Origin of the sequence: Variovorax sp. J31P207, assembly GCF_030316965.1 — a bacterium.
Classification (GTDB): Bacteria; Pseudomonadota; Gammaproteobacteria; order Burkholderiales; family Burkholderiaceae_C; genus Variovorax; species Variovorax ginsengisoli_B.
The window spans coordinates 24279-48605 of the sequence record NZ_JASZYN010000017.1; the positions used below are offsets into that span (position 1 = coordinate 24279).

The 24327-nt window shown below is 62.9% G+C and carries 25 protein-coding genes and 4 pseudogenes; 17 read left to right on the forward strand and 12 right to left on the reverse strand.

What is annotated here, in order from left to right; translation table 11 throughout:
• Positions 1-38 precede the first annotated feature (38 nt).
• Positions 39-575, reverse strand: a complete 537-nt coding sequence (gene phaP / locus QTI68_RS34725) for a TIGR01841 family phasin (protein WP_286528479.1) — start codon at positions 573-575, stop codon at positions 39-41.
• Positions 576-1157: 582 nt separating this feature from the next.
• Between phaP and QTI68_RS34730 the strand changes: the two genes are divergently transcribed.
• A complete protein-coding gene (locus tag QTI68_RS34730; RefSeq protein WP_286528481.1) occupies positions 1158-1742 on the forward strand; it encodes a hypothetical protein in 585 nt (194 codons plus the stop codon).
• A 26-nt stretch (positions 1743-1768) separates the two neighbouring features.
• The gene (locus tag QTI68_RS34735; protein ID WP_286528482.1) at positions 1769-2032 is read left to right on the forward strand and encodes a hypothetical protein; all 264 of its coding nucleotides are present in this window, start codon (positions 1769-1771) and stop codon (positions 2030-2032) included.
• A 20-nt stretch (positions 2033-2052) separates the two neighbouring features.
• Here QTI68_RS34735 and QTI68_RS34740 read toward each other — a convergent pair whose 3' ends face one another.
• Positions 2053-2334, reverse strand: coding sequence for an HU family DNA-binding protein (locus QTI68_RS34740; protein ID WP_286528670.1), 282 nt, complete (start codon positions 2332-2334; stop codon positions 2053-2055).
• Between the two features lie 406 nt (positions 2335-2740).
• Between QTI68_RS34740 and QTI68_RS34745 the strand changes: the two genes are divergently transcribed.
• Both QTI68_RS34745 and QTI68_RS34750 read left to right on the forward strand, forming a co-directional pair.
• On the forward strand, positions 2741-2896 hold the full coding sequence (locus QTI68_RS34745) for a hypothetical protein (RefSeq protein WP_286528484.1): 156 nt from the start codon (positions 2741-2743) through the stop codon (positions 2894-2896).
• 479 nt (positions 2897-3375) lie between these two features.
• Entirely contained in the window at positions 3376-3582 is a 207-nt protein-coding gene (locus QTI68_RS34750; protein ID WP_286528485.1) for a hypothetical protein, read from the forward strand.
• 658 nt (positions 3583-4240) lie between these two features.
• Here QTI68_RS34750 and QTI68_RS34755 read toward each other — a convergent pair.
• Positions 4241-4531, reverse strand: a complete 291-nt coding sequence (locus tag QTI68_RS34755; protein WP_286528487.1) for a hypothetical protein — start codon at positions 4529-4531, stop codon at positions 4241-4243.
• Here QTI68_RS34755 and QTI68_RS34760 point away from each other — a divergent pair.
• Positions 4530-5087 (forward strand): DUF1003 domain-containing protein, encoded by a 558-nt coding sequence (locus QTI68_RS34760; RefSeq protein WP_286528489.1) that lies wholly within the window; start codon positions 4530-4532, stop codon positions 5085-5087. The two genes, QTI68_RS34755 and QTI68_RS34760, sit on opposite strands and share 2 nt — an antisense overlap.
• Positions 5088-5202: 115 nt before the next feature.
• Complete coding sequence (locus tag QTI68_RS34765) at positions 5203-5922, forward strand: Crp/Fnr family transcriptional regulator (protein ID WP_286528491.1); 720 nt, start codon at positions 5203-5205, stop codon at positions 5920-5922.
• A 79-nt stretch (positions 5923-6001) separates the two neighbouring features.
• On the opposite strand, the gene QTI68_RS34770 is transcribed toward QTI68_RS34765, so the two are convergent.
• Both QTI68_RS34770 and QTI68_RS40265 read right to left on the reverse strand, forming a co-directional pair.
• On the reverse strand, positions 6002-6730 hold the full coding sequence (locus QTI68_RS34770) for a LysR substrate-binding domain-containing protein (RefSeq protein ID WP_286528494.1): 729 nt from the start codon (positions 6728-6730) through the stop codon (positions 6002-6004).
• Between the two features lie 46 nt (positions 6731-6776).
• Positions 6777-6959 (reverse strand): annotated as a pseudogene (locus tag QTI68_RS40265) (LysR family transcriptional regulator); the annotation flags it as partial.
• A 103-nt stretch (positions 6960-7062) separates the two neighbouring features.
• On the opposite strand from QTI68_RS40265, the gene QTI68_RS34775 reads away from it, so the two are divergent.
• Positions 7063-7962: an SDR family NAD(P)-dependent oxidoreductase gene (locus tag QTI68_RS34775; RefSeq protein WP_286528496.1), complete on the forward strand. Its 900-nt coding sequence runs from the start codon at positions 7063-7065 to the stop codon at positions 7960-7962.
• 581 nt (positions 7963-8543) lie between these two features.
• Here QTI68_RS34775 and QTI68_RS34780 read toward each other — a convergent pair.
• Positions 8544-8918, reverse strand: a complete 375-nt coding sequence (locus QTI68_RS34780; protein WP_286528498.1) for a hypothetical protein — start codon at positions 8916-8918, stop codon at positions 8544-8546.
• Positions 8919-9627: 709 nt separating this feature from the next.
• On the opposite strand from QTI68_RS34780, the pseudogene QTI68_RS34785 reads away from it, so the two are divergent.
• From QTI68_RS34785 to QTI68_RS34795, 3 genes and pseudogenes are all read left to right on the forward strand, one after another.
• Positions 9628-10850 (forward strand): annotated as a pseudogene (locus QTI68_RS34785) (IS256 family transposase).
• A gap of 463 nt (positions 10851-11313) precedes the next feature.
• A complete protein-coding gene (locus QTI68_RS34790; RefSeq protein ID WP_286528499.1) occupies positions 11314-12522 on the forward strand; it encodes an AI-2E family transporter in 1209 nt (402 codons plus the stop codon).
• Between the two features lie 35 nt (positions 12523-12557).
• Positions 12558-13634 (forward strand): YihY/virulence factor BrkB family protein, encoded by a 1077-nt coding sequence (locus QTI68_RS34795; RefSeq protein ID WP_286528500.1) that lies wholly within the window; start codon positions 12558-12560, stop codon positions 13632-13634.
• Positions 13635-13981: 347 nt separating this feature from the next.
• Here the strand turns inward: QTI68_RS34795 and QTI68_RS34800 are convergent, their stop codons facing one another.
• On the reverse strand, positions 13982-14179 hold the full coding sequence (locus tag QTI68_RS34800; RefSeq protein WP_286528503.1) for a CsbD family protein: 198 nt from the start codon (positions 14177-14179) through the stop codon (positions 13982-13984).
• Positions 14180-14219: 40 nt separating this feature from the next.
• Here QTI68_RS34800 and QTI68_RS34805 point away from each other — a divergent pair, with 40 nt between their 5' ends.
• Positions 14220-14663, forward strand: coding sequence for a hypothetical protein (locus tag QTI68_RS34805; RefSeq protein ID WP_286528672.1), 444 nt, complete (start codon positions 14220-14222; stop codon positions 14661-14663).
• A gap of 316 nt (positions 14664-14979) precedes the next feature.
• Here QTI68_RS34805 and QTI68_RS34810 read toward each other — a convergent pair whose 3' ends face one another.
• Positions 14980-15210 carry a response regulator gene (locus QTI68_RS34810; protein WP_286528504.1) on the reverse strand — a complete coding sequence of 77 codons (231 nt, stop codon included), beginning with the start codon at positions 15208-15210 and terminating at the stop codon, positions 14980-14982.
• A gap of 219 nt (positions 15211-15429) precedes the next feature.
• On the opposite strand from QTI68_RS34810, the pseudogene QTI68_RS34815 reads away from it, so the two are divergent.
• A pseudogene (locus QTI68_RS34815) lies at positions 15430-15729 on the forward strand (cyclic nucleotide-binding domain-containing protein); the annotation flags it as partial.
• 200 nt (positions 15730-15929) lie between these two features.
• Here the strand turns inward: QTI68_RS34815 and QTI68_RS34820 are convergent.
• Entirely contained in the window at positions 15930-16250 is a 321-nt protein-coding gene (locus QTI68_RS34820) for a hypothetical protein (protein WP_286528506.1), read from the reverse strand.
• Positions 16251-16384: 134 nt separating this feature from the next.
• Between QTI68_RS34820 and QTI68_RS34825 the strand changes: the two genes are divergently transcribed.
• The 3 genes from QTI68_RS34825 to QTI68_RS34835 all read left to right on the forward strand — a co-directional run bounded on the left by QTI68_RS34825 (position 16385) and on the right by QTI68_RS34835 (position 17705).
• A complete protein-coding gene (locus QTI68_RS34825; RefSeq protein ID WP_286528507.1) occupies positions 16385-17074 on the forward strand; it encodes a Crp/Fnr family transcriptional regulator in 690 nt (229 codons plus the stop codon).
• 117 nt (positions 17075-17191) lie between these two features.
• A complete protein-coding gene (locus QTI68_RS34830; RefSeq protein ID WP_286528509.1) occupies positions 17192-17458 on the forward strand; it encodes a hypothetical protein in 267 nt (88 codons plus the stop codon).
• Entirely contained in the window at positions 17433-17705 is a 273-nt protein-coding gene (locus QTI68_RS34835; protein WP_286528511.1) for a hypothetical protein, read from the forward strand. Before QTI68_RS34830 ends, QTI68_RS34835 begins: the two co-directional genes overlap by 26 nt.
• A gap of 39 nt (positions 17706-17744) precedes the next feature.
• Here QTI68_RS34835 and QTI68_RS34840 read toward each other — a convergent pair whose 3' ends face one another.
• From QTI68_RS34840 to acs, 3 genes are read right to left on the reverse strand one after another with little or no spacing between them, the layout of a single operon-like run.
• Entirely contained in the window at positions 17745-19466 is a 1722-nt protein-coding gene (locus QTI68_RS34840; RefSeq protein ID WP_286528513.1) for a cation acetate symporter, read from the reverse strand.
• The gene (locus tag QTI68_RS34845; RefSeq protein ID WP_286528515.1) at positions 19463-19771 is read right to left on the reverse strand and encodes a DUF485 domain-containing protein; all 309 of its coding nucleotides are present in this window, start codon (positions 19769-19771) and stop codon (positions 19463-19465) included. Before QTI68_RS34845 ends, QTI68_RS34840 begins: the two co-directional genes overlap by 4 nt.
• Positions 19772-19773: 2 nt before the next feature.
• On the reverse strand, positions 19774-21723 hold the full coding sequence (acs, locus tag QTI68_RS34850) for an acetate--CoA ligase (protein WP_286528674.1): 1950 nt from the start codon (positions 21721-21723) through the stop codon (positions 19774-19776).
• A 361-nt stretch (positions 21724-22084) separates the two neighbouring features.
• On the opposite strand from acs, the gene QTI68_RS34855 reads away from it, so the two are divergent.
• Positions 22085-22330 (forward strand): hypothetical protein, encoded by a 246-nt coding sequence (locus QTI68_RS34855; protein ID WP_286528516.1) that lies wholly within the window; start codon positions 22085-22087, stop codon positions 22328-22330.
• 180 nt (positions 22331-22510) lie between these two features.
• A pseudogene (locus QTI68_RS34860) lies at positions 22511-23583 on the forward strand (IS110 family RNA-guided transposase).
• Positions 23584-24327: the final 744 nt, after the last annotated feature.

Genomic DNA, 24327 nt, shown 5'->3' on the forward strand with positions numbered 1-24327 from the left:
TCAGCGCGCAAATGGTCGGCATTGCCGGTTTCGCCAGATCAAGCCTCGATCTGCGCCAATGCGGTGGACGAGGCCTGTGCGGCGGTTTCACTGGCTTTCGTGACATTGGCAGCCAGCGTTTCGGACAGCTGTTTGGTCGCCGCGTTCATGCGCTCGTACGCCTTGTTCGAGGTGTCCAGAGCAGACTGCGTGAGCGCAACGATCTTCTCGGAATTGGGCGTGTTCCCGAAGAAGCTGCTCACGGCGGCGAGCAGTTTCGCCTGTGCGCTGGTGACGCTCTCCTCGTATGCGGCCCGTCGCGCCGCGTCGAACGTGGCAAAGACCTCCTGCACCTGGCGCCCATACGCCAGCGCCTTGACCGGCGCGGCTTGCAACATGGCTGCCTGCAGCTTCATCAGTTCCAGCGGGCTGCCCGTGGAACCGGCGAGTCGGCTGCTCTCCTCGCTTTCAGCCATCAGCGTCTTGAGCGTCTGCAGGTTGAGCGAAGAGAGCGTCTCCGCTCCTTTGAAAGCCTCGCCGGCGAGGCTGAAGATCGTGTGCATGGAAGCGGTGGTATCGGCAGCAAGTGAGGACATGCGAGCTTTCTGGAGGTAAAGGAACGAGGGCGACAGATTGCTGCACTGCAGCATGACCAAGTGTGAGGGGCATGGGGTGGCGACACAAGCGAAACACCGGGCGTTACACGGCATTAGAGGAACGCACTCAAACCGATTCCCGCCTCGACACCGATAAGCGGTCACTGCCGTACGCCACGTCGTCGAAGCGGGGAGCCGATCACCTTGCCATTGCGTCGGAAGCGCGTAGCATCACGACCCCTTCTCCCAGTGAAGGTTCTTGCCGCCTCCGCGTCAGCCCGGCTTCCATCACGGAACCCGTCTTGCCGATGATTCGAAACTCGCATTGCTGTCAGGGAGCTTGAACGACGTCAGGCGGCCGCGTCGTTTTGAAGCAGATCGCATCGGCCGCTCATGGGAACCCGAAGGAGATGACATGTTCACCTACGTTTGTTTAATGAGCTTCACCGGTGAGGGAGCGCAGACGGTCAAGGTAACGACCAAACGCGCAGCTGCGCCCAAGGAAGAAGGCTGGGTTCAATCTTCGCGAGTTGCTGAGTGCAGGAGAGTACGGCGTCATGCCGACCGAGCGGAGGTGACATCATGACCGCCGAACTCGTTGGCAATGAGAGCGTTTGCCGCAGCGCGCTCCTGGCTGGTGTCCTCGCTTTCGGCGGCGGCAGCATCGCGTTCGCCCAAGGGACGCTCAACACTTGTCTATCAGGCTACGAGGTCTCGCGCGGCACCGACGTCGCCGGCGGTCTGCTGACCAAGGGTGTGACTTTCGCCGGTGTCGACGACCTTTCCAGTGACGGTGCTGTCGCGAACCCTGCCACCTGTCCCTGGACCACAAACGGTAACGGCGGTAGCTGGACCGCAAAGATCGACCGCATCGGCGTTGCCGGCATCGGCGGCAGCGGCGTCACAGTCGTCGGCGGGCGATGGTACTGGCTCGATCGCGACAATAACGTGCGTTTCGGCCGGGTTGAGGGGGGCTTTGTACGTTGGCCGGCCACTGCCGATCAAGACATCGGGTGTGGCGCAGGCGTGGCGCAGTTCGCGCTGTCGGTGCGAAACCAAACTTCTCCCGGCACCATCGCTGGCTGCCTCGACGACACTCACCTCGACCCGGCGAGACAACCGTTTGTCTTTCCCCCACACATTTCGGGTGCACTCCGCCTGAACTGAGCGACGGCGACCGCGAAGCGGTGGACATGGCCGCCCTTCGTTCGGCGGTGCAGGTCAGCCATGCGCAGTCATTCGCCAACGTCGGCCTCTCCGTCGTTCGGCGCAGCAGTTCGAGCGGCGGCAACCAGTCGAATTCGGGAGCTGATCGCGCCACTGCGGCTGGCCGGGCCGACGAGCGACAACCTGCCGGTCGCGAAGCAAAACTCAGACGTCAGCTCTCATGGGTTTCCGACTTCGCCAGTGAAATCCGACTAGAAGCAACACGCCTGAACCGTAATCCAGGTCAATAGGACGCCAAGCAAGCGTGAAATCACACCGCTCCATTCACCGCATCCTTCAAGGACTTGCCAGCAGTGAACTTCACGGTCTTACTCGCCTTGATGATCATCGATTCGCCGGTCGACGGATTGCGACCCGAACGTTCGGCGCGGTTCGAAACAGTGAAGTTGCCGAAGCCGACCAGCTGCACGCCCTCGCCTTTGGCCAAGGTGCCGGCCAGGTTCTCGAGCGCGGAATCAAAAGCTCGGGCAGCGTCGGCCTTGGTGAGGTTGGTATCCGCGGCGATAGCTGCGATGAGTTCAGTCTTATTCAAAACAGGGGTTCCTTCCAGTAGCACGGTGGAAACGAGGTCGGGCATGCGGCACCCTTGGCATTCGGTTGCCTGGACTTCTAGTCGAGAACGACCGGGGCGCCGCATGGCTCGTCCGAATCGTCCATTGTTGCCGAATCGTCGTTTTCGCTTCGCTGCTGGCCCGCCTGGCGGTGGGTTCGACCGGCGGAAGCGACGCCTTCGACGATGGCCGGGTGGCGATCTACGGCTGGGATCGAATGATGCGTATCGGCGCCAGATAGGGACGACGACCCGATCGGGTAAGAGTCCCACCAGGCTCGCTCGACAAAATGTACGCGTCGGCTCGGCCACATATCGTAACCTCGCTTCACGAAATTGCCATATCGGTTCAAAGTGGTGTTTCGAAACGACAGCAGAGGGGATGCGCATGGATTTCGAGTACATCGTGTTTGGCGCGCTGATGGCCTTCATCATCGCCTGCTGCCTTGCCGACTTGGGGCGGCGCACGCCGTCGATGGATCGCGCCATGAAGGACCAACTCCGGCGCTCGTCGGACACGATTCGTGGCGCACCCTTGAACTAGCCTCCTCGCCACCACAGGCGCTCAACGCACCCGTGGCGCGTCTACACGTACCACGGTTCCACGCTCAGCGGACCGTGCGGCAGCGCACAGACGGGGCCCACGAATCGCTTCATGCTCCAAAGCGACAGTCAATCCGGCGCTGGTAGAGGTTGCTTCGGCACCCACTCGCAAGCGTGGTACCTCGATGCCGGCGACTGTCCCAGATTCTCCAGACAAAGAGGTAACCTGAATTCGGAGCAAAGTCATGGACCCGGCCGCCGGAGCAATGTCTGAAGATCTACCGATCGCGCAAGCCATGGCTGCACGCCGGCTCGCTCACGACAGGATCGTTTTCGCCTTTCGGGAGCAGTTGTGCGGGAATGGGCCCGGTCCGACGGAGGGCGATCTGCAGGCTTTCGCCAGGCACGTCCTCGTGGAGCAAACGCTCGTGCGCCTGAGGCAAGGCGGCGACCGAGCTTTCCACCAGTCGGAGGCATCGCATGGCGAACGCGCAGTTTGAACATCACGGGCACCAGGTGGCGATCAACGTCTTGCATACCGGGGAGCGTTGGAGCTGGTCCTACCAGATCGACGACCGGATACCTGTCGCGAATGTCGAAACCGGTGCACGCACTGAGGGAACGGCGCTCCACGAGGCAAGGCACGAAGCCATCGCGGCGATCAAAGCGCTCGCCGACAACCCGTAGTCTTTGATCGGCGCCCCGTTCCACTCCCGCCCGGCCGAGAGGCCTTTGCGTTTTTGAGCACCCTGCGGTAGGTTTCGACATAGCTGGACGCCATCCGTGTGGAGGTATAGGACGAGGCATTGGCGAGTCCGACCTTGCGCATCTCGCCAAGCCGGGACGCCGACGCTTCGATCCTTGCGGCAATGGCCGCGGCGTCGTCGGGATCAATGTAGACCGCGCCCTCCCCACCGATCTCGTTCATGGGGAAGTCGACAACGAAGACTGGGTAGCTGCAGGCCAGTCCTCGATGGTTGGGCCAGCCGAAGCCTGAGCGGACTTCGAGATGCTCTCTCTGATATGGGGGTCATCTGGGCCGATCTGCCGGCGAGCGAACCTCCCCTATCTTTGCCCAGGTCTGGGGCGCCACGGCGCCGCCTGCGGGCGACGACGCATGGGAGGCATGGGTGGCTTCCGACGTCAAGGCGCAGGAAGGCGCGAGGCAATGTCTGCGAGCCGAAGTCGCGGAGAACGTCACCCTCTTCGATGCGCGCGTGGCGGACTGGTTGCTGGCGAGAGCTTTACCCTCCGTTCTTGTCCCTCGCATGTGTTAGGTATCGAACAGACGCTGATGACGTCCCTCGCTACGCTGTCGTCATATCCATCATCGGGCGACGCCATGTCACTTTCCCTGTTTGCCGCCGAGACTCTGGTCCTCGACTATCTGAATGGGCGCGTCATGCCCGGCCCCCTTCACCGCGCACTCGTTCTCGCGGTCGAGACCAGGCTGGTGAACGGTCTGGTGCCAGTGCTCGACGAGACCCTGTGCGCCGAGATCGATAAAGAGGCCACTGCGCCAGCCATTTGGTCGTCCGAATCCATCTTGAGAGCAGTCCTGGAGCACAGAGCGGATCTCCGCATGGCCCCACCGCGAATGAGGACAATCCAGTCGGCGTAGTCGGTTTGCCTTCATGCATCAGCTCGACGACATCGCAACGAAGCTCCTGGGTACGCCTTTCGATGCCCTCGACGAGCGGACCCGGCGCATCGCGCGACATGTCGCGGAGCGAACGCCCGTTTCGCGCAATGTCGTGCAGGACGCCGATGCCGGGCAGTCAAGGGGCCAGCGCGCGGCAGACGCAGTCGCGTCGTTCGGCGGCTCCTGGACCTTCGTCGGACTCTTCGGCGCCACCATGCTGCTGTGGGTCGCGCTCAACGCCCTGCTCCTGGCGATGCGCGGCACAACCTTCGACCCCTACCCGTTCATCCTCCTCAACCTTTTTCTCTCCATGCTAGCGGCAGTGCAGGCGCCGATCATCCTGATGTCGCAGAACCGGCAATCCGAGAAGGACCGGATCCATGCGGAACACGACTACGAGGTCAACCTCAAGGCCGAACTCGAGATCATGCTGCTGCATGACAAGATCGATCAATTGCGCGAGAGGCAATGGGAAGAACTGCTGGAGATCCAGAAGCAGCAACTTGCGCTGTTGACGGGGTTGATCGAGAAAAGAGCGCTGGTTCCATAGCGCCCCCGGTCTGCGCGATAGCGCACAGAAGGGCCCAGTATCCCTATACTTGCCTGGTGTCGAACGCGCTGCGGGAGTGCGCACCGAACGAATCCGATTTCCAAGGAGGTTCGTCATGAGTAGATCCTCCGACCCGTTGAGCAACCAGCTGCTAGCCGCCCTGCCCGAGGCGGAGCGGGCGCGTTGGCTTCCGCAACTCCAAGCGGTCGACATGCCCTTGGGCCAGGTGCTCTACGAATCCGGCAAGACGCTGAGCCACGTGTACTTTCCGACCACCGCCATCGTGTCCTTGCTGTACGTGATGGAGAACGGTGCCTCGGCCGAGATCGCGGTGGTCGGCAATGAGGGCATCGTCGGAATCTCGCTCTTCATGGGAGGCGAATCGACGCCCAGCCGCGCGGTCGTGCAGAGCGCCGGTCGGGGTTTCCGGTTGACGGCGCAGGTCATGAAGGACGAGTTCGACCGGGCCGGCCCGGTGCTGCACCTGCTGTTGCGCTACACGCAGGCGTTGATCACGCAGATGGCACAGACCGCCGTGTGCAACCGGCACCACTCGCTGGACCAGCAGTTGTGCCGATGGCTGCTGCTGAGCCTGGACCGCCTGGAGGGCAGCGAGCTCGTGATGACGCAGGAGCTGATCGCCAACATGCTCGGCGTCCGCCGCGAAGGGGTGACGGAGGGGGCGCTCAAGCTGCAGCATGCGGGCCTGATCCGCTACTCGCGTGGCCGTATCTCAGTGCTCGACCGTGAGGGACTGGAGGGCCGCACCTGCGAGTGCTATGCGGTGGTCAAGAATGAGTACGACCGGCTTCTTCCTTCAACGACCGCGATCTGATCTCCCCCCGGCACTGCAATTCATCCCGGGGTCTGCGCGCTGGCAGACAGTCGCACTGCGCGACTGCGCGCAGACTGAGCTACCCCCCTCCCGAATCGGAAGCGGTACGCTGTTCACGATGCCCTGTTCTTCGGGACGACTGGACTGTCTTGGCGCGAGTGACGTATTCGACCAGTGCTTTCAGCTTTGTCGGCTGGTCATGCCTGCTGGGGAAGTAGAGGTAGAACCCCGGGAACGTCGGCGAGAATTCCGTCAACACGCGCCTGAGCCGCTTGGCGCGGACGTGCGGTTCTGCGAGTTGCTCGAAGGTGTAGGCCAATCCGACGCCCTCGAGAGCCGCCTCCACGCCGAACAGCGAGTCGCTCGTGGTCAGGCTGCCCCGAACTTCGTATTCGACCGGGCGCCCGTCGACCTCAAACTCCCATTTGTAAACAGTGCCCGAGCCGGCGCCCCGAAAGCGCACGCAGTTGTGGAGCGCGAGATCGTTCGGGTGCCGCGGCGCGGGAAAGCGCTCGAAGTACGCAGGGGATCCGACGACCGCCATGGTGACCGGGCCACCGAGCGGCACGGCGACCATGTCTTGCTGGACGCTCTCGCTCATGCGGATGCCGGCGTCGAATCCCCTTTCCACTATGTCGATGAAACCTTCGTGGTGGGTCAGCTCGATCTGCACATGGGGATGCTCCCGAAAGAAGCCGGCGAACACCTGCTGCAGCACCATGGCGATGGACACCCGGGCCGCATTGAGGCGCAAGGTGCCGGCTGGCCGACCCTGCAGGACGTTGAGTTCCTCGCCGGCTTGAATCACCTGACCCAGCAGGACCCACCCTGGCGATGTAGGCCTCGCCCGCCTCGGTCAGGCTGACGCTGCGCGTCGAGCGATGCAGCAGCCGGACCCCCAGTCGCGCCTCCAGGTGCCGGATCGCCTGGCTCAGCGCCGAAGGTGACACCTCCAACTCGGCAGCTGCTGCGCTGAAGCCTTTGTGTTCGGCGACCTTCCAGAACGCGATCAACCCATCCAGTTGCTTGAGCTTCATCTTGAAGATTATCTTCAAAAGGCATGCGGCATTAGGCTTTTTTTTTTGGGCGTTGCAAACCTAAAGTCGCGCTTCCCCCGCCAACAGACTGAAAGCGCCCCACATGACTGACAAGCACATCTGGTTCATCACTGGCGCAGGCCGCGGGCTCGGGGTCGATCTCGCGAGAGCGGCCCTGGCCGCAGGTCACGCCGTCGTCGCGACCGGCCGCGATCCCTTGAAAGTCGCAGCTGCGATCGGCGGCCACGCCGACCTGTCGACCCTGAAACTCGACGTGACGAGGCCGCTGGACGCCGCGGCTGCCGTGGAGGGCGCTGTCGAGAGATTCGGGCGGATCAACGTCCTGGTCAACAACGCCGGCGATTTCCAGGCAGGCTTCTTCGAGGAACTGAGCACCGAACAGGTTCGAAGCCAGGTCGAGACCTTGCTCTTCGGTCCGATGAACGTCACCCGCGCCGTGCTGCCGACGATGCGCAGGCAGCGATCCGGGCTGCTGCTCAACATTTCGTCGACGGCCGGGATTGCAGGCGGCATGTTCTGCACCGCATATGCCGCGGCGAAGTTCGGCCTCGAAGGCTGGACCGAGTCGCTCGCACCCGAGGTGGCGCCCTTCGGCATTCGCACGATGCTGGTGGAGCCCGGCTTTTTCCGCACTGAGTTGCTCACCGCCGAATCAACTACCTTTGCCGAGCCCCGCATCGAGGACTGCGCGGACCGCAGCCAGGCGACCGTCGACGCCGGGCGCTTCATGAGTGGCAAGCAGAGCGGAGACCCAGTGAAGCGCGCCGAAGCCATCGTGCGGCTGGCCGCGCTCGAGGAGCCATCCGCCCGATTCGCTGCCGGCGCCGATGCCGTCCAGACTTTGGAGGCGAAGGCCCAGGCGCTGCTGGCTCAGGCTGAACTCCATCGCGACCTGTCCGTGTCCCTCGCCTACGGCACCGCCGGGCCATCGCGGGCCCACGTTGGGCCGCCTTCCCGGTCCTTGGCCTCGCGGTCTGTTTGAACGCTGTCGGGCCTGTCCCTGCAATGGCCCGCCAGGCGCTGGCGCAAAAGTGCCTGCGTCGCAGCCTGCCACCAACCGGTGATCAAGGTGGTCGGCCCGTCCTGAGAGAACGTCGGGGCGAGGTATTGCGCCGGCAAAAGCACTGCCGCGCAGCTGGCGGCCAGCATCAAGGCCGGAAGCTAAGGCAATGGGGCCCGACGCCGATGCATGCGCAGGCCCGGGTTCCCGAGGCCGATCTGCAGGCGCTCGTAGAGTGGCTGCTCGCCGGCACCCGGTAGCCAGATATGACACCGGCTGCCTCTTGCTTCCATCGATTTGTTCAAACTGCGGAGACCCGTCCATGTACGGACGTTTGCACCTCGAGCCTCCAGCCCGTCTACAACCGAGCTTCCGAGGCCCCGCCCTGCGACCGGCGCTTGGGTGACCGGGCGCGCGAGGACTTCTGGACGCATAGGATTCTGCGTATTCGGCACAACTAGCATGACCGGCTCACGTGTGAGTTGTAGCGGACGAGAGCCTTCTCGTCGGCCTTTGGGTACTCACCGGCGGGAGATCGGATCGTCGCGCCCGCAAAATTGCCTCTATCTGGCGCGCAGGTGCTTGACCGTGTCCGACGCCCTCTCCATCACAGTCGTCGTTGCCTTGCCCGATTCGGCGAGGAGATCCGACGCCGTCTGAGCCTGTTGCGCCATCAGGCTCTGCCCCTGGGTGGACCAGCCCATAAGGCTTGCCGAGTACTCGCGCGCGAACGTCGAGTAGTTCTCCGTGAGCTTGCGGATCAGGTCCGCATAGACGTCGGAGACGACCATGCGCCCGAAGGATTGCTGTGCCAACTCGAAGTACTTCTGGACGTTGGCGTTCGCCATTTCGAGCACCGCCGGCGACTGCGCAAAGTTCGTGACGAGCGCCGCGTTGGCCGAGGCCAGGTTGGTGAAGGGTTGGGAAATGTCGTTCATGGGTACCTTTTGCCGGCTACCGCCGGCCATCGAAGCTGCTGGGGAAAAGGTGCCCCACCAACAGCTTCGGTAGCGGCGCACCGAACCGGAACACAAGGCCTGCTGCTCTTGCATTCCAATTCGCTCGCAGAGGCCGCCAGCTGTCGCGCCCAACCTCTGCCGCTTTTATACGGGTTCGGCTTGTCTCGCGTCTGTGCGTTGGAGCACGTAGAACTCCACGTTCGAGGGGGACCCGGAAGGCCTTAGTAGTCGACCAAGGGCCAATGTCAGGCATTGGAACGCCACAGGATGCGGCGGCGCAGCATTTGTGCTCGATGAATGGTGGCCATCGTCCTACACGTGCTCAGTGAGCGGCCCTGCTCCGGCACGCGATGTCCTCCAGCGGCACGCTCCCCTCTCCCTTGCTAAAAGCAGGGCGCGTGAAGTGCCAGGGGTGCGCCGAAGCAACGGCCAGAACTGCCCGAGATTGCATTTCCACACCAAGCCGGAAGGCCATGGATGCTGGAAGGCTTCAGTCTCAAACTGGGCAGGAGGGGTTGATGTCCCAGGAAGTGGCGTAAGTCTTCTTTCACTCGCCGCACGGCAAGGCGCGTAGGGCGTAGCCCGAAGCGGCTTGCCGTGCAGCGGCCGCTCTCTTCGGGGGTGGTCATCGTGAAGTCCGGATAAGTTTGAGGTGCGACCCACCAAACTTGTCTTGAAAGAAATCACAATGACCAACGCCACTATGGCATTAGCGGAGCTCGCCGAAAAGGGAATCGACGTCGACGTCTTGCGCCAGATGGTGCAATTCATGGCCCAGCGCCTGATGGAGCTCGATGTCGAAGGTCGCTGCGGCGCAGCCTATGACGAGAAGAATCCCGAACGCCTCAACAGCCGCAACGGCTACCGCGAGCGCACTTGGGACACCCGTGCAGGCAGCGTCGAGCTGAAGATCCCCAAGCTGCGCCAGGGCAACTACTTCCCCGAGTTCCTGGAGCCCCGGCGCACCGCCGAGAAGGCGCTCACCGCCGTCATCCAGAAGGCCTACGTGCAAGGCATCTCCACCCGATCCGTGGACAACCTGGTCAAGTCGCTGGGCATGAGCGGCGTCTCCAAGAGCCAAGTCAGCCGGCTGTGCGGCGAGCTCGACGAGCGCGTCAACGCCTTCCTGGGTCGCCAGATCGAGGGCGACTGGCCCTACCTGTGGATCGATGCCACCTATGTGAAGACCCGCGAGGCCGGGCGTATCTTGAGCGTCGCGGTGATAGTGGCTGTCGGCGTAAACACCGCCAGCGCGAGGTGCTCGGCCTGAACGTCGGCGCTTCCGAAGCCGAGCCCTTCTGGACCGAGTTCCTGCGCAGCCTGAACCGTCGAGGGCTGCGCGGGGTGAAGCTCGCCATCAGCGACAGCCACGAGGGCATCAAGGCGGCCGTCTCGAAGGTTCTGAAGGCCACCTGGCAGCGTTGTAGGGTCCACTTCATGCGCAACGCCCTGGCGCACGCGGGCAAGACGCAGCGACGCATGGTCTCGGCCGCCATCGGCACGGCGTTTGTGCAGGACTCGGCCGATGCAGCGCGCACGCAATGGCGATCGGTGGCCGACCAACTTCGAGACAAGTTCCCCAAGCTCGGCCACCTGATGGACGACGCGGAGAACGAGGTGCTGGCCTTCATGACCTTCCCGCGAGCACACTGGACGCAGATCTACAGCACGAACCCTCTGGAGCGGTTGAATGCCGAGATCAAGCGACGCACGAACGTCGTGGGCATCTTCCCCAACGACGCCTCGATCACGCGCATTGTCGGAGCAATGATGCTCGAGCAGAACGACGAGTGGTCGCTTCACCGGCGCTATATGCAACTTGAAGGCTTGCAGACCCTGAGCGACACTGCGCCCACTCGGCTGTCGCAGTGGCTCGCTGAGTACCGTGTGTCTCAGCCCTGTCCGGGCTGAAGACTTACACCATCCCCTGGGACGTAACCCAGGAGGGTTCGCCTGTTCAATGGGTCGACATTCCGTCCGTGGCTTCGCTTGGAAGCCGATCCGGCGGTGCTGTGCCTCTGCGAACGCCTGTTTGCTTGGGTTTTGCGCCCGAGTCTGGAATTGCAGATTTCTGGGTCCGGCGTGACGACGGCGAACAATCTCTGATCGGGGTACTGTGGGTACGCAAAGGCCGCCTGATCCGTCTTAAGGTGGGCGGCGGCCGCATCCGCCGGAGTTGACCAATCGCCGAGGTGCTGCCCCGCATTTTGGCGCGAGTTCCGCTCGGATAAATCTAGCGCCCGCTGCAACCGCCGTGGTTCGGTCGGCGCGCAGTCCCACAACTCGTGGGACCCGGCTGGCGCATCTTCGACTAGCATGCAGCGGCCTACCGCATGGCACCTGCCATCACCTCTGCAGCAGGCGACCGGATATTGTGAACACAATCAGCGTGCAGCGCATCGCATTTTTCATTTTGCTGTCGGCGGTGTCCGTGGGATTCCTGTGGATCCTGCAACCATTCTTTGGTGCGGTGATGTGGGCAATTGCCCTGGCCATCCTTTTCAGTCCGCTGTACCGAAGGGTTTCGAAGGCCATGGGCAAACGCAAGTCGCTTGCTGCCTTCGCGACGCTGCTCCTTTGTCTGGTGGTTGTCGTGCTGCCCCTGGCCGCGGTGGGCGCATCGCTGGTCCAGGACATCTCGGTGCTGAGTGAGAAGATCAAATCGGGTCAGTTGAACTTCGCTGTCTATTTCGAGCAGATAGTCACCGCCTCCCCGCGCTGGTTGACGAGTCTGATGAACCGGTTCGGCCTGGGGGACATGACAGGCGTTCAGCAACGCATCGAAGGCGCGGCGGCCCAAGGCAGCCAGCTGATCGCAGCCCGGGCTCTCAGCGTCGGACAGAACACGTTCGAGTTCGTCGTCAGCTTCGGAGTGATGCTCTATCTGCTGTTCTTCCTGCTGCGCGACGGCGCGGAACTATCGAAGACTGTTCGCGATTCCTTCCCGCTGGCCAAGCCGCACACGCACTACCTGCTCAACAAGTTCACCACCGTGACGCGCGCGACCATCAAGGGCAATGTCGCAGTGGCCGTCGTTCAGGGTGGCCTGGGCGGCGTGGCCTTCTGGTTCCTGGGCGTCCAGGGCGCACTAGCGTGGGGCGTCCTGATGGCCTTCCTTTCGCTACTGCCGGCCGTCGGCGCGGCGCTCGTCTGGTTGCCTGTGGCCCTCTACCTGCTCGCGATCGGGTCGGTGCTCAAGGGCATCGGGCTCATAGCTTTCTGCGTCGTCGTGATCGGCCTGATCGACAACTTGCTACGCCCCCTCCTGGTCGGCAAGGAAACCCAGATGCCCGACTACGTCGTGCTGATGTCCACCATCGGGGGTATCGCAGTCTTTGGGATCAATGGCTTCGTCCTGGGCCCGGTCATCGCGGCGCTATTCATGACGTCCTGGTCGCTGTTCGCCGAAACACGGGAATCGGAGACCGAGACAGATGTCCTCCCCGAACGGGCTTTGGCCGTCGCGGCAACCGAGCCAAAGCCGGTTCCCGCGTCGGCAGCTCCAGCCGGAGAGAGGCTGCTGGTATCACAGCCCTTCGAGATGCATCGGGTCAGGCCCACCGGGCCGGTTCCGGCCGCGTAAGTGCACCTGCTTTTCAGCCACTTCGAGAGGTCAGAATGAAGCTAACCCAATGGGCCGGTGTCTTCAAGAAGGCGGCGGTGGCGTGGTCTGACGACTTCGCGCCGAGCATGGGCGCAGCCATCTCCTACTACACGATGTTCTCGCTTGCGCCCTTACTGGTGCTCGTCATTGCAGTGGCGGGCTTGGCGTTCGGTGCTGAGGCCGTCCAAGCGCAGATCGCGACCCAGCTGTCTGGCATGGTTGGCGAGAAATCCGCCGAAGCGTTGCAGGCGATGGTCAAGAGTGCCGCCATCAGCGGAGATGGCATTCTGGCCGCGGCGATCAGCATAGGCGTTCTGATCATCGGTGCGACGAGCGTATTCAGCGAACTTCAGAGTGCCCTGGACCGCATCTGGCATGTGCCTGAATTTCAGAAGCCCAGCGGCATCTGGCGCATCCTCAGAGCACGCGTGTTCTCGTTCGGGCTGATCCTCGGGCTGGCCTTCTTGCTGATGGTGTCGCTTTCGGTCAGCACGGCGCTGGCCGCATTCGGCAACATCGGTGGGCTGATGCCTGGGCAGGAGGTCGTACTGCAGGCCTTGAATATCGTGGTTTCAATTGGCGTGACCACGGTTCTGTTTGCGAACATTTTTAAGTTCATGCCGTCGATCAGGGTCGAATGGCGCGACGTTTGGATTGGCGCGATCGTCACCGCGGTGCTGTTTGAAATCGGCAAGGCCTTGCTTGGTCTGTACCTGGGCAAGAGCGGGATGGCGAACTCATTTGCCGGGGCCGGGTCTTTGGTGTTGCTGCTCGCGTGGGTGTACTACGCAGCGCAGATATTTCTCCTTGGCGCAGAGTTCACCAAGGTCTATGCGCTGGAACATGGATCCGCAAGCTCAGAAGTGACCGCGCCGGACTTGCAGTCGGAGGCGACGAAACTTGACTCGGCGCTGTCCGATGACGCGTACGTGACACGCTCGGCTGAACTTCATAAGGACCTGGAACTGCGCGTCTCCAAGGCCGTCTCATCTCTTGTCCCCAAGCTCGCTGCCCTCGGCGTCATGGCGGTGCTGGGCGTGCTCACAGACAAGCGAATGAAGTCTATACAAAAGCGGCGGCGACGGCCCTGAACCCGTGATAGCCGTCCGACCACGGCTTCAGTTACTGAAGCGCCATGGCCACGAATGCGCTCATGCAAGCGTCGTTCGCGTAGACGGCCAGTGCGGACATGGAGTTCAGGCCCGCCACGAGCAAATTCGGTCAGTCGCTCCGAAAGGCGGCTTTCGCCTGACTTATCCGATCCGCCAAGCGCTGCGTGCGCGTTGGTGGCTTGCGGTTCATTAGGACGTCGAGGATCCAAACGCCTGCGACAAGTAGCGCCAGAGCTGAGAGGACTAGGGATTCGGTGGGCATTCTCGTCCTTCCGATCTGGGCAGCTAAGTAGCGCCGGCGCGGTTGATGTTAAATAACACGAGCATCAAGGCTTTCTTGCAAGGGCCTTCCTTGCATCTTTAGCAGCTTCCTTCACGTCGCCAACTTTCTTTTGAATCGATCCAGCCGCCTTGTCAGCCATTCCTTCGGTTTCCATCTTGTCGCTGCCGACCACCTTGCCGATCGTCTCCTTGATGCTTCCCTTGACTTTCTCGGCGCTGCCCTTGACTTGGTCTTTATTCATACGAATCCTCGTTGAGTGGCGGATTTGCCACTTGGACAATATGCGCTTGCAGGACCACGCGCTTGTCGGACGCTTCCTCAGATTGCTGAGTGTCGGCGCCTACCGGTTGCGCACCGAAGCCATGCTCTCCCGAAACATCGGTGAGCGCGGCCCTACGTGCCAGCTGTTCGGTCACTCCAACGCCGACCAGCGGGCAGGTGTGTTGAATCAGATCCTCGGCTCGCTCGGGCCGGGGACCCTGTCTGGTATCGCGGGCGGCATTCTTGCCAGGTTGATGGCGCCTGGCCAAACGCAACTGACGCCGGACCAAGCGTCCCAATTGTCACCCCGCACAGTGAACGACGTCGCCTCGCACCCGGAGAAGGCACAGCCTGGCATCGTCGATGAGGTCGGGCGGTTCTGTGCGCGACACGCCGGGCCGATCAAGGGTTGCGCGGCGTTGGCTGTGACGCTTGCCAAGATGAAGGAAAACGCGACGCGCTGAGTGGAACGCAGCCCGTTTCCTGGGGTTGCCGGCCTGACTTTCAGCCTATGAAGTGACGTCGAGCTGGTTGCATCTCATGGGCGAGGCTATCTGGACTACTGCCGCCGCTATACATCGACCCCCGAATGAATCAGGACCTGTCGAGCGGGCGAAGGGTTGCTGCCGTAGCTACATGGATGTGCCGCGCGTGGTCTGGCAGTACTCGAAGAATTCCTCCAACTCGGTTGACTTGTCGAACAACCGGTCCGCGCCGGCTTTCTTGAACGTCATGCGTGCCGCCTGCGTGGCATGGTTTGTGAGGACGACGACACGTTGGCTAGTTGCGACCCTTGCACCACCGCACGACGCCGACTCCGGTACCTTCCTTCAGAAAGAAATCGACGACTGCCAGATCCCACAACCCCTTGTGATGCGCCAGCCATCCGATCGCCTCACCTTCGGATTCGGCCGTGCCGACGACGGTGGCGCAGCCCATGTCCTCCAGCGCGGGGATCAGATTCGCTCTGATTTGCGGGTTGTCTTCAACAAGAAAAACGGAGATGGTCATATGGATTCCCTGGACCACTTCAAACTAGTCGCGTTGACAAGGGGGCGGCCGCGAGACCTTGACCTCTCTCAATGCAGGCATTCACGGTGCAGGCACATCCGCGAGCGACCCACTGCCTCGGCTGTCAGCCATCTCCCTATGTTCGGTATCGCACGCAAACCTCTACTGCGTTGCCGGCGCCCATGAGGCACCGCATGGCCAGGGGAATTCAGATGGTTTTCACTGTTGTACCTGCTGGAGAACGGCGGGTCGGCAGAAATCGCTGTGGTCGGCCGTGAGGGGATCGTGGGGATCGCGCTGTCCATGGGCGGTGACTCGACCCTCAACCGGACCATCGTCCAGAGCGCCGGCAAAGGCCTTCGCCTCGGCGCCAAGACCGTCACCGAAGAGTTCAACCGCGCCGGTCCGGTGCTGCACCTCTTGCTGCGCTACACAAAGGCGCTCATCGCCCAGATGAGTAACCGCCACCACGAGTCGGACCAGCAGCTGTGCCGCTGGCGCCTGTCCTCTTTCCATCGACACCTTCGCGGGTTTCGCGAGTATGTTGAGGGTGTAGTCGCAGAGGCGACCCGCCTGTGATGGCTTGAAGCACTGTCGCTCCGTCAATCGCGACAACGCCAATTTCTGCGCCGGCTGTGGCGGCAAGCTCTTGGCGTTCCATGCGGCCACCTCGTGGAATCCCCTTCGCGGACGTCGTCGCCCTCGCTTAGCGACAAGCCTCAGCTTGAAGCTGTCGGGTTCACAATCTTCGAGGCTTCCGCCACCTGCTGAGTCATTTGGGCCTGTGCTTCGGCGGCCATCCCCATGAGGCTCTCGGCGTGTTCTCGCGCGAAGGTCGAGTAGTTGTCCGTGAGACTGCGGATCAGGTCCGCCTGGGCCTCGGAGGCGGGCATCCCTCCAAAGGCCTTCTGAGCCAGTTCAAGATACTTCTGGGCGCTCGTATTGACCAGGTCGGCCATGTCCTGCGACTGCGCGAAACGCGTGATGAGATCCGCATTGGCGGCGGAAAGTTTGACGAAGGGTTGTGTGAGATTTTGCATTGAAGCCTGCTTCCGACGTTTGCTGATCCAAGCATCGGTTATAAGACGCTATCGCCATCAGGTCTGTGCGCTGGCAGACAGTCGCAACGGACAATTGCGCGCAGAGTGGTTCGTCTCACTCCACGGAGCATTCCTTGGCCGCGCTCGAAAATCACCTCATCGAACTGCTCCCGCTCAACGACCGCAGGCGTCTGCTGGATGTCTGCGAACCGATCCATCTGGTCCTGGCCGAGGTGATCCACCAGCCGGGTGCAGCAACCCGGCACGTCTACTTCCCGGTTGACGGCTTCATTTCGCTGGTGGCGCAGATCGACGAGCATCCCGGGCTGGAGGTCGGCATGGTGGGTCGCGAAGGGATGCTGGGCTCGAATCTCGTCCTCGGTGTGGAAATCGCTCCCTTGCGCGCGCTGGTGCAGGGCGCCGGCGCGGCCTGGCGCATCACCGCTGCCGACTTCCGGCGCGAGCTTGCACGCAGCGCGCCCCTGCAGAGGGTGCTGGACCGCTACATACAGGTCTTGCTTTCGCAACTGGCCGCGTCGGCCGCCTGCCTGCGTTTTCACCAGATCGGCCCGCGCCTGGCGCGTTGGCTCCTGATGAGCCAGGACCGCGCCCATGCCGACAGCTTCCACGTGACTCAAGAATTTCTGGCCTACATGCTGGGTGTGCGCCGCGTCGGTATCACTCTGGCCGCCGGTTCGCTGCAGCGCAGCGGGTTGATCGAGTACAACCGCGGCACCCTCAGCGTGATCGATCGTCCGGGACTCGAAGCAACGGCCTGTGCCTGCTATGCCGCGGACAGGAACAGCTACGCCGGATTGCTTTGACCCGGTGCGCGGCACCCGACGGCCGATGCGCTGCTTCTGTGCGCTGCCGAACTGACGACCGGCCGTGCGCGGCGTACAAGGGAACATCGGGCTCAGCCCCTGTTCACGCGAGGCATCATGGAATACGACCGCGACTCAGTGCGCCTCTCCTATCACGGCTGGGAGATACGCAGCCACCTTGCCGGTGTTTCCTTCGACGGCACCGTGGCCGCCGGGGCGATGCTGTACTTCGAAGAGGCATGCCAGTGCCACATCATCTCCTGCAGGAAATTCGCCGACCGCGGGGATGCCATCCATGCCATCGAAACCAGGGCATTGCTCTGGATCGACGGCCGCGAAAGCAACCCCAGGACCTCCCATGTCGAACCCTCCCTACTTTCATGAGGCCTCGGGCTCCGTCCATTTCTGGGTGCCCATCGATGGCGCACTCGTCGGCGCGACCATTCGAAAGGAAACACTGCACTACTGCTATCGGTCGACCGCCATCGACGACCAGCCGCTGGAGACCTACCAGCTTCACGCCCAGGTCATCGATGCGGCCGTGCGCAGGCGCGTCTCGGGCGGCTCCGTCGAACCGGTGATGGTTCGCGACTACGACCTGCACGACGCGGTGGGCAAGGGCATCGAATAGGCCCGCAAGGCGCACGGGCCGAGAGGGCCGAACGACACTTCAGTGTCCGGACGCACCCTCCGCGCCGATGCCGGTCTCCGAGCGCACCTGCTGCGCCAGAAACCCGGCCCGGTCCTTGGCCGCGCGTGGGCTCTTGTCGAGAACGGAGAACAACCAGATCCCGACGAAACCGATGGTCATGGAGAACAGCGCGGGCGACTGGTACGGGAAGAGCGCGGAACCCTGCGGATTGCCCAGCGTCGCTTCCCACACTGCCGGCGACACGACGGTCAGCGCCACCGACGAGACGAGCCCGAGAAATCCACCGATGACCGCGCCGCGGGTGGTGCAGTCTTTCCACAGCACCGACATCAGCAGCACAGGGAAGTTGGCGGAGGCAGCAATCGCGAAGGCCAGGCTCACCATGAACGCGATGTTCTGCTTCTCGAAAACGATGCCCAGGACCACCGCGACGAAGCCCAGCGCCACGGTGGTGATGCGCGACACCTTCAGCTCGGCCACGCTGTCCGCCTTGCCCTTCTTGAAAACGGTCGCGTACAGGTCGTGCGACACCGCTGATGCACCGGACAAGGTCAGGCCCGCCACCACCGCCAGGATGGTTGCGAAGGCCACCGCCGAGATGAACCCGAGGAACACGTTGCCCCCCACCGCTTTCGCGAGGTGGACCGCCGCCATGTTGCCGCCGCCGAGCAGCCCGCCCTTGGCGTCGAGGAACTGCGGATCGGTCAGCACGAAGGTGATGGCGCCGAAACCGATGATGAAGGTCAGCACGTAGAAGTAGCCGATCCATGTGGTTGCCCACAGGACGGACTTGCGCGCCTCCTTGGCATTGGGCACCGTGAAGAAGCGCATCAGGATATGCGGCAAGCCGGCGGTGCCGAACATCAGCGCCATGCCGAAGCTGATCGCCGAGATCGGGTCCTTGATGAAGCCTCCCGGCCCCATGATCGAGAAACCTTCGGCTGCAGCCTCGGCGGGCGGCTTGCCCGCGGCGGTTGCAATGGCGGTCTTTACTTCGACCGCCTTCGCGAACATCGCCTCGGGGCTGAAGCCGAAGTTCCATAGCACCATGAAGGCCATGAAAGTGGCGCCCGCGAGCAGCAGGCAGGCCTTGATGATCTGCACCCAGGTCGTCGCCGTCATGCCGCCGAACAGCACATACACCATCATCAGCGCGCCGACGATGACCACCGCGATCCAGTACTCCAGGCCGAAGAGAAGCTTGATGAGCTGCCCCGCTCCGACCATCTGGGCGATCAGGTAGAAGGCCACGACAACCAGCGTACCGGATGCCGCGAACACGCGCATGGGCGTCTGCTCGAAGCGGAAGGCCGCAACATCGGCAAAGGTGAACTTCCCCAGGTTGCGCAGCCGTTCGGCCAGCAGGAAGGTCACCACCGGCCAGCCGACCAGAAAGCCGATCGAATAGATCAAGCCGTCGAAGCCGCCGATCATCACCGCCGCGGAAATGCCCAGGAACGAGGCGGCCGACATGTAGTCGCCCGCGATCGCCATGCCGTTCTGGAAGCCCGTGATGCCGCCGCCTGCGGTATAGAAGTCGGCCGCGCTCTTGGTCTTAGCCGCGGCCCACTTGGTAATGAAGAGCGTGGCGACGACAAAGGCGGCAAACATGCCGATGGCCGTCCAGTTGGTGGGCTGCTTTTCGAGCTGGCCGAGATCGGCGCCGGCGGCCTGGGCGGCTTGGGCTGCCGCCAGCAGAACCGCAAAGCCCAGCGCCTTCGCAAGGAGGGCGCCGCTCATTTCAGGACCGCCTTGGCGATGGCGTCGGTCAGCCTGTCGTATTCGCCATTGGCCCGGTTGACGTAGATGCCGGTAATGACGATGGTGAAAACGATGACCGCGAGCCCGATCGGCATGCCGATCGTCATGACGCCGCTGCCCAGCCGGGTTGCAAGGAACGGCTTGTCGAAGGCGACCAGCAGGATGAAGCCGTAGTACACGACCATCATTGCCGCCGCCAGCCACCAGCCGAAACGCGAACGCTTCGATTTGAGCGCCTGGTAGTTCGGGTCGCGCAGGATTCTCGACGTCAGATCGTTTTCCATGGTCAGTTCCTTTCCATGAGCTGATCGAGGACGGCCGGGTTCTCGAGCGTCGAGATGTCCTGCGTGATGGGCTCGTCCTTGGCGATCGACCGCAGCAGGCGTCGCATGATCTTTCCGCTGCGTGTCTTGGGCAGGTTGTCGCCGAAGCGGATGTCCTTCGGCTTGGCAATGGGGCCGATCGCCTTCGCCACCCAGTTGCGCAACTCGGTTGCAACCTTCCTGGCTTCATCGCCGGTCGGCCGCGGGCCTTTCAGCACGACGAAGGCGCAGATCGTCTCACCCGTCGTCTCGTCCGGACGCCCCACGACGGCCGCCTCGGCCACCAGCGCCGTGCAGGACACGAGCGCCGACTCGATCTCCATCGTGCCCATGCGGTGGCCCGACACGTTGAGCACGTCGTCAATGCGGCCGGTGATGGTGAAGTACCCTGACTCAGCGTCGCGGATGGCGCCGTCGCCCGCCAGGTAGTAGCCCTTGAGCTCCGGCGGAAAATAGCTGCTCTTGAAGCGCTCGGGATCGCCCCAGATGTTGCGGATCATCCCGGGCCAGGGCTTCTTCACCACGAGGAGCCCGCCTTGGCCGTTGGGTACGTCGTTGCCCGTTTCGTCGACGACAGCGGCTGCTATGCCGGGGAACGGCAGCGTGCAGGAGCCCGGCACCAGCGGCGTCGCGCCAGGCAGGGGCGTGATCATGTGGCCACCGGTCTCGGTCTGCCAGAAGGTGTCGACGATGGGGCAACGGCCGCCGCCGACGTGCTGGTGGTACCACTCCCAGGCGGCCGGATTGATCGGCTCGCCCACCGAACCCAGGATGCGCAGGCTGCTGAGGTCATAGCTCCTCGGATGCACCGCCTCGTTGGCCTCGGCCGCCTTGATCAGCGAGCGGATGGCGGTCGGCGCGGTGTAGAAAACGCTGACCTTGTGGTCCTGGATCATCTTCCAGAAGCGGCCCGCGTCCGGGTAGGTCGGCACGCCTTCGAAAACGATCTGAGTCGCTCCGATCGCGAGCGGACCATAAGTGATGTAGGTGTGGCCGGTGACCCATCCGATGTCGGCGGTGCACCAGAACACGTCTTCGTCCTTCAAGTCGAAGGTCCAGGTCGAGCTGACTGCTGCGTGCACCAGGTAGCCACCCGTCGAGTGCTGCACGCCCTTGGGATTGCCGGTCGACCCCGAGGTATAGAGGATGAACAGCGGGTGCTCCGCGCCGACCCACTCGGGCTCGCAGGTGTCGGCCTGCGCCTGCGTTTCCTCGTGCATCCAGCGGTCGCGCGAAGCCTCCCAGGCGATCTGGCGGCCCGTGCGCCGGTACACGATGACGTCCTTCACCGACTCGCAGCCGCCAAGCGCCATCGCTTCGTCGACGATGGCCTTGAGCGGAAGCTGCTTGCCGCCGCGCAACTGCTCATCGGCCGTGATCACCATCACTGCGCTCGCTCCCGTGATGCGGTCGCGAAGGCTTTGCGCCGAGAAGCCGCCGAACACCACCGAATGCGTTGCGCCGATGCGGGCGCAGGCCTGCATCGCCACGACACCTTCGACGCTCATCGACATATAGATCACGACGCGATCGCCCTTCTTGACGCCCCGCGCCTTCAGGGCGTTGGCCATGCGGCAGGTGCGCGCCAGCAGGTCGCTATAGGTGACGCGGTTGATGCGGCCGTCGTCGGCCTCGAAGAGGATGGCCACTTTTTCGCCCAGGCCGCGCTCGACATGGCGATCCAGGCAATTGAAGGAGGCGTTCAGCGTACCGTCTTCGAACCACTTGAAGAACGGCGCCTCTCGCTCATCGAGCGATTCCGTGAAGGGCGTCTTCCAGCTCACGAACTCTCGGGCCAGCCTTCCCCAGTAGGCGCCGTGATCGGCGTCGGCCTCGGCCACCAGCTTCCGATAGGCCGGCATGCCGGATACGTGTGCGCCCTTCATGGCAGCCTCTGGTACCGGATAATTGATCGCTTTTTCGCTCACTGCATCTCCTTGCGTGGCGAAGCCGGCTTCCCTCGGTCAAACGCTGAAGGTCCGCACGCCAACAGCCCTACCCTGCGCTCGTGCTGCGCTTGGGTCTGTGCGCTAGCACACCAACGGGGGATTCGGCGGCGCCACGGGGACCTTGAACGAGCTCTTCGACCCCTCCGGGGCAGACGGCTCGTCCCAATGTACGGTGACGCACGGACCGGGACTACCAAGGAGGCGCATCTTCTGGCTCATAAGCGCGCGCAAATTTCTCAGATCGGTTGACGCCGCGATTGAGCAACGTAAAGGATCGGCCATGCCTATGCAACTCCTCCAGCGCTTATGTTGCGCGCGACTTCCAATGAACATCGAAGCCGACGACGACATCGAGAAATGTGCCGTTCTTTTCACGGCCAAACTGATAGAAGCGGATATTCCTCCTGCCTCGAATCGACGGGGGGCGCGTACTTATTCGGGGCATGCCACGGTGATGCGCGTGACGGAATCCGGCAAGACCGCATCTGCAACACGGCCTGCGAGTGCTGGCCAGTACGACAATCCGGGCCCCCCTGTTGAAAACGGCCGTGGAGCGCCGCAGCAATCCTGAAGATCCGCGGGCTCGCGGCGCAGCGGCAAGTTGTCCGTTCATTGTCTCCATCAACTCATTGTGCGCCGCAACGATTCAACGACCCGGACTTAGAGGCTAGGAGGCGGCTGTGCAGATGCTATGAAGGGCTGGAGGAAAGCGTAAAACAGCGGCTCCAGTTCTCTTTCAAGGAGCATGGAGATGACTACCACCCGGACAGCACTACGGCGCGAGGAGACGGCCAAGCCCGATGACCTGTACATGAGCTTTGAACTCGGCGACAAGCAGTGGAAGCTGAGCGTCGGCGACGGTCGCAATACGGTGAGTCGATTCACGATCGCGGCGGGCGACCAGGTTGCCGTGACTGACTGCATCACGCGAGCAGGCAAGCGATTCAAAACGCCCGCGGCGAGTTGGGTGTTGACAATATCGTGGTTGACGCCGCGAGTATCGAGGTCAACCGGCGCGCCCGCCGCGCCAAGACCGATCGGCTCGATGCCGACAAGCTGCAGACGATGCTTGTGCGCCACCACCGCGGGGAGCGGGTATGGTCGGTGTTGCACGAGCCCAGCGAGGGCGATGAGGACGAACGCCGTGAGCATCGTGAACTCGAACGGCTGATCCACGAGCGCACCTCGCACACCAACCGAATCGGTTCGCTGCTGGTGCTGCACAACCTGCGCCCACGCGTGCACATCGGCGGCCGCGATTGGTCCACTTGGTGGGCACAGCACGGTGAACAGTTGGGCAGAAAGCTGTGCGCGGAAATCGAGCGTGAACTCGCGCGGCTGCAGCTCGTCAAGGAGCAAGTTCGCCAGATCGAGGCTACACGCCGCAACGCGCTTCAACAGGGAGAAAAGCCGATGGTCGCGCAGTTGATGCGCCTATGCGGGATCGGTGAGACGGGAGCCTGGGTGCTCGTGCACGAGATATTTGGCTGGCGTCGGTTCGCCAACCGGCGGGAACTCGCCGGCTGTCTGGGCCTGGCGCCCACACCGTATGCCAGTGGCGATAGCCAGATCGAACAGGGCATCAGCAAGGCTGGCAACCGAAGGGCCCGAACTCTGCTAGTGGAACTGGCGTGGGGCTGGTTGCGCTTGCAGCCAGGCAGTGCGATCGCCCGCTGGTTCAACAAGCGCTTCGCGGGCGAAGGTGCACGCATGCGTCGAGTAGGTATCGTGGCCCTGGCAAGGCGTCTGGCCATTGCCCTGTGGCACTTCCTCCAAGACGGCGAGATACCGGCCGGCGCGCAATTGAAGGTCGTCCAGGCCTGATGCCCAGGTGCGCATCACTTGAGAGCTTAAACGCGAACTTCATGATCGAAGGTCGAAGCGCCCGTGCAATTGCAGGGTCACGTCTCTGTCGTGGCCGGTTTCGCAGATGGGGTGCCTCGCCAAGCGGGAACCTGCCAGCGCGCCTGGCGCGCATGCAGCATGAGGTGCCGGGTCCACGGACCCGCACGGATAGAAGCTCGTCCGGGGACGGACTCGGACTTCCATCGGTTCCCGACCTTCGACCGCTCAGTCTTGACAATCGGCCGCCATGAAGGGCCTTGACATTTCAGCCCTCATAGAAGCGATTGCTGTCTTCCTCAAACCTGCGAACACGGAGTGTTGCCGGTTCCCGCCGTTCAAACTGCCAGTACAAATTGCGCTCGACGACCGGTTTCGAGGTGCTGCAGACGTAGCCTTGCTCGTTGAACGATCTGCTTCTTCAAGTACTTGACATCGACGATTTCGACCCTTCCCGACAACCGCATAAAGAGGTCGCGCGCAACGCGCGGTACTTAGCCCCCAGCTGCGCTAGGTCGAACCCGGCACGCTGGCGCACGCCTCAACCCAGATGCCTGCCTGAACCATCGTCGTTTCGGGCCCGAAGAGGGTCGCTCGAACCGGCGTGCGCGGCACCTCCGTGAATCCAGCTGCACCTTCAGATGCCGACTGAAGCGCCCGGAAGCGTTTCGCGTGCTGCAGGGCGCGCTTGAAGAATTGGGCGCAGGATTCCCGCGAATGGGCGCA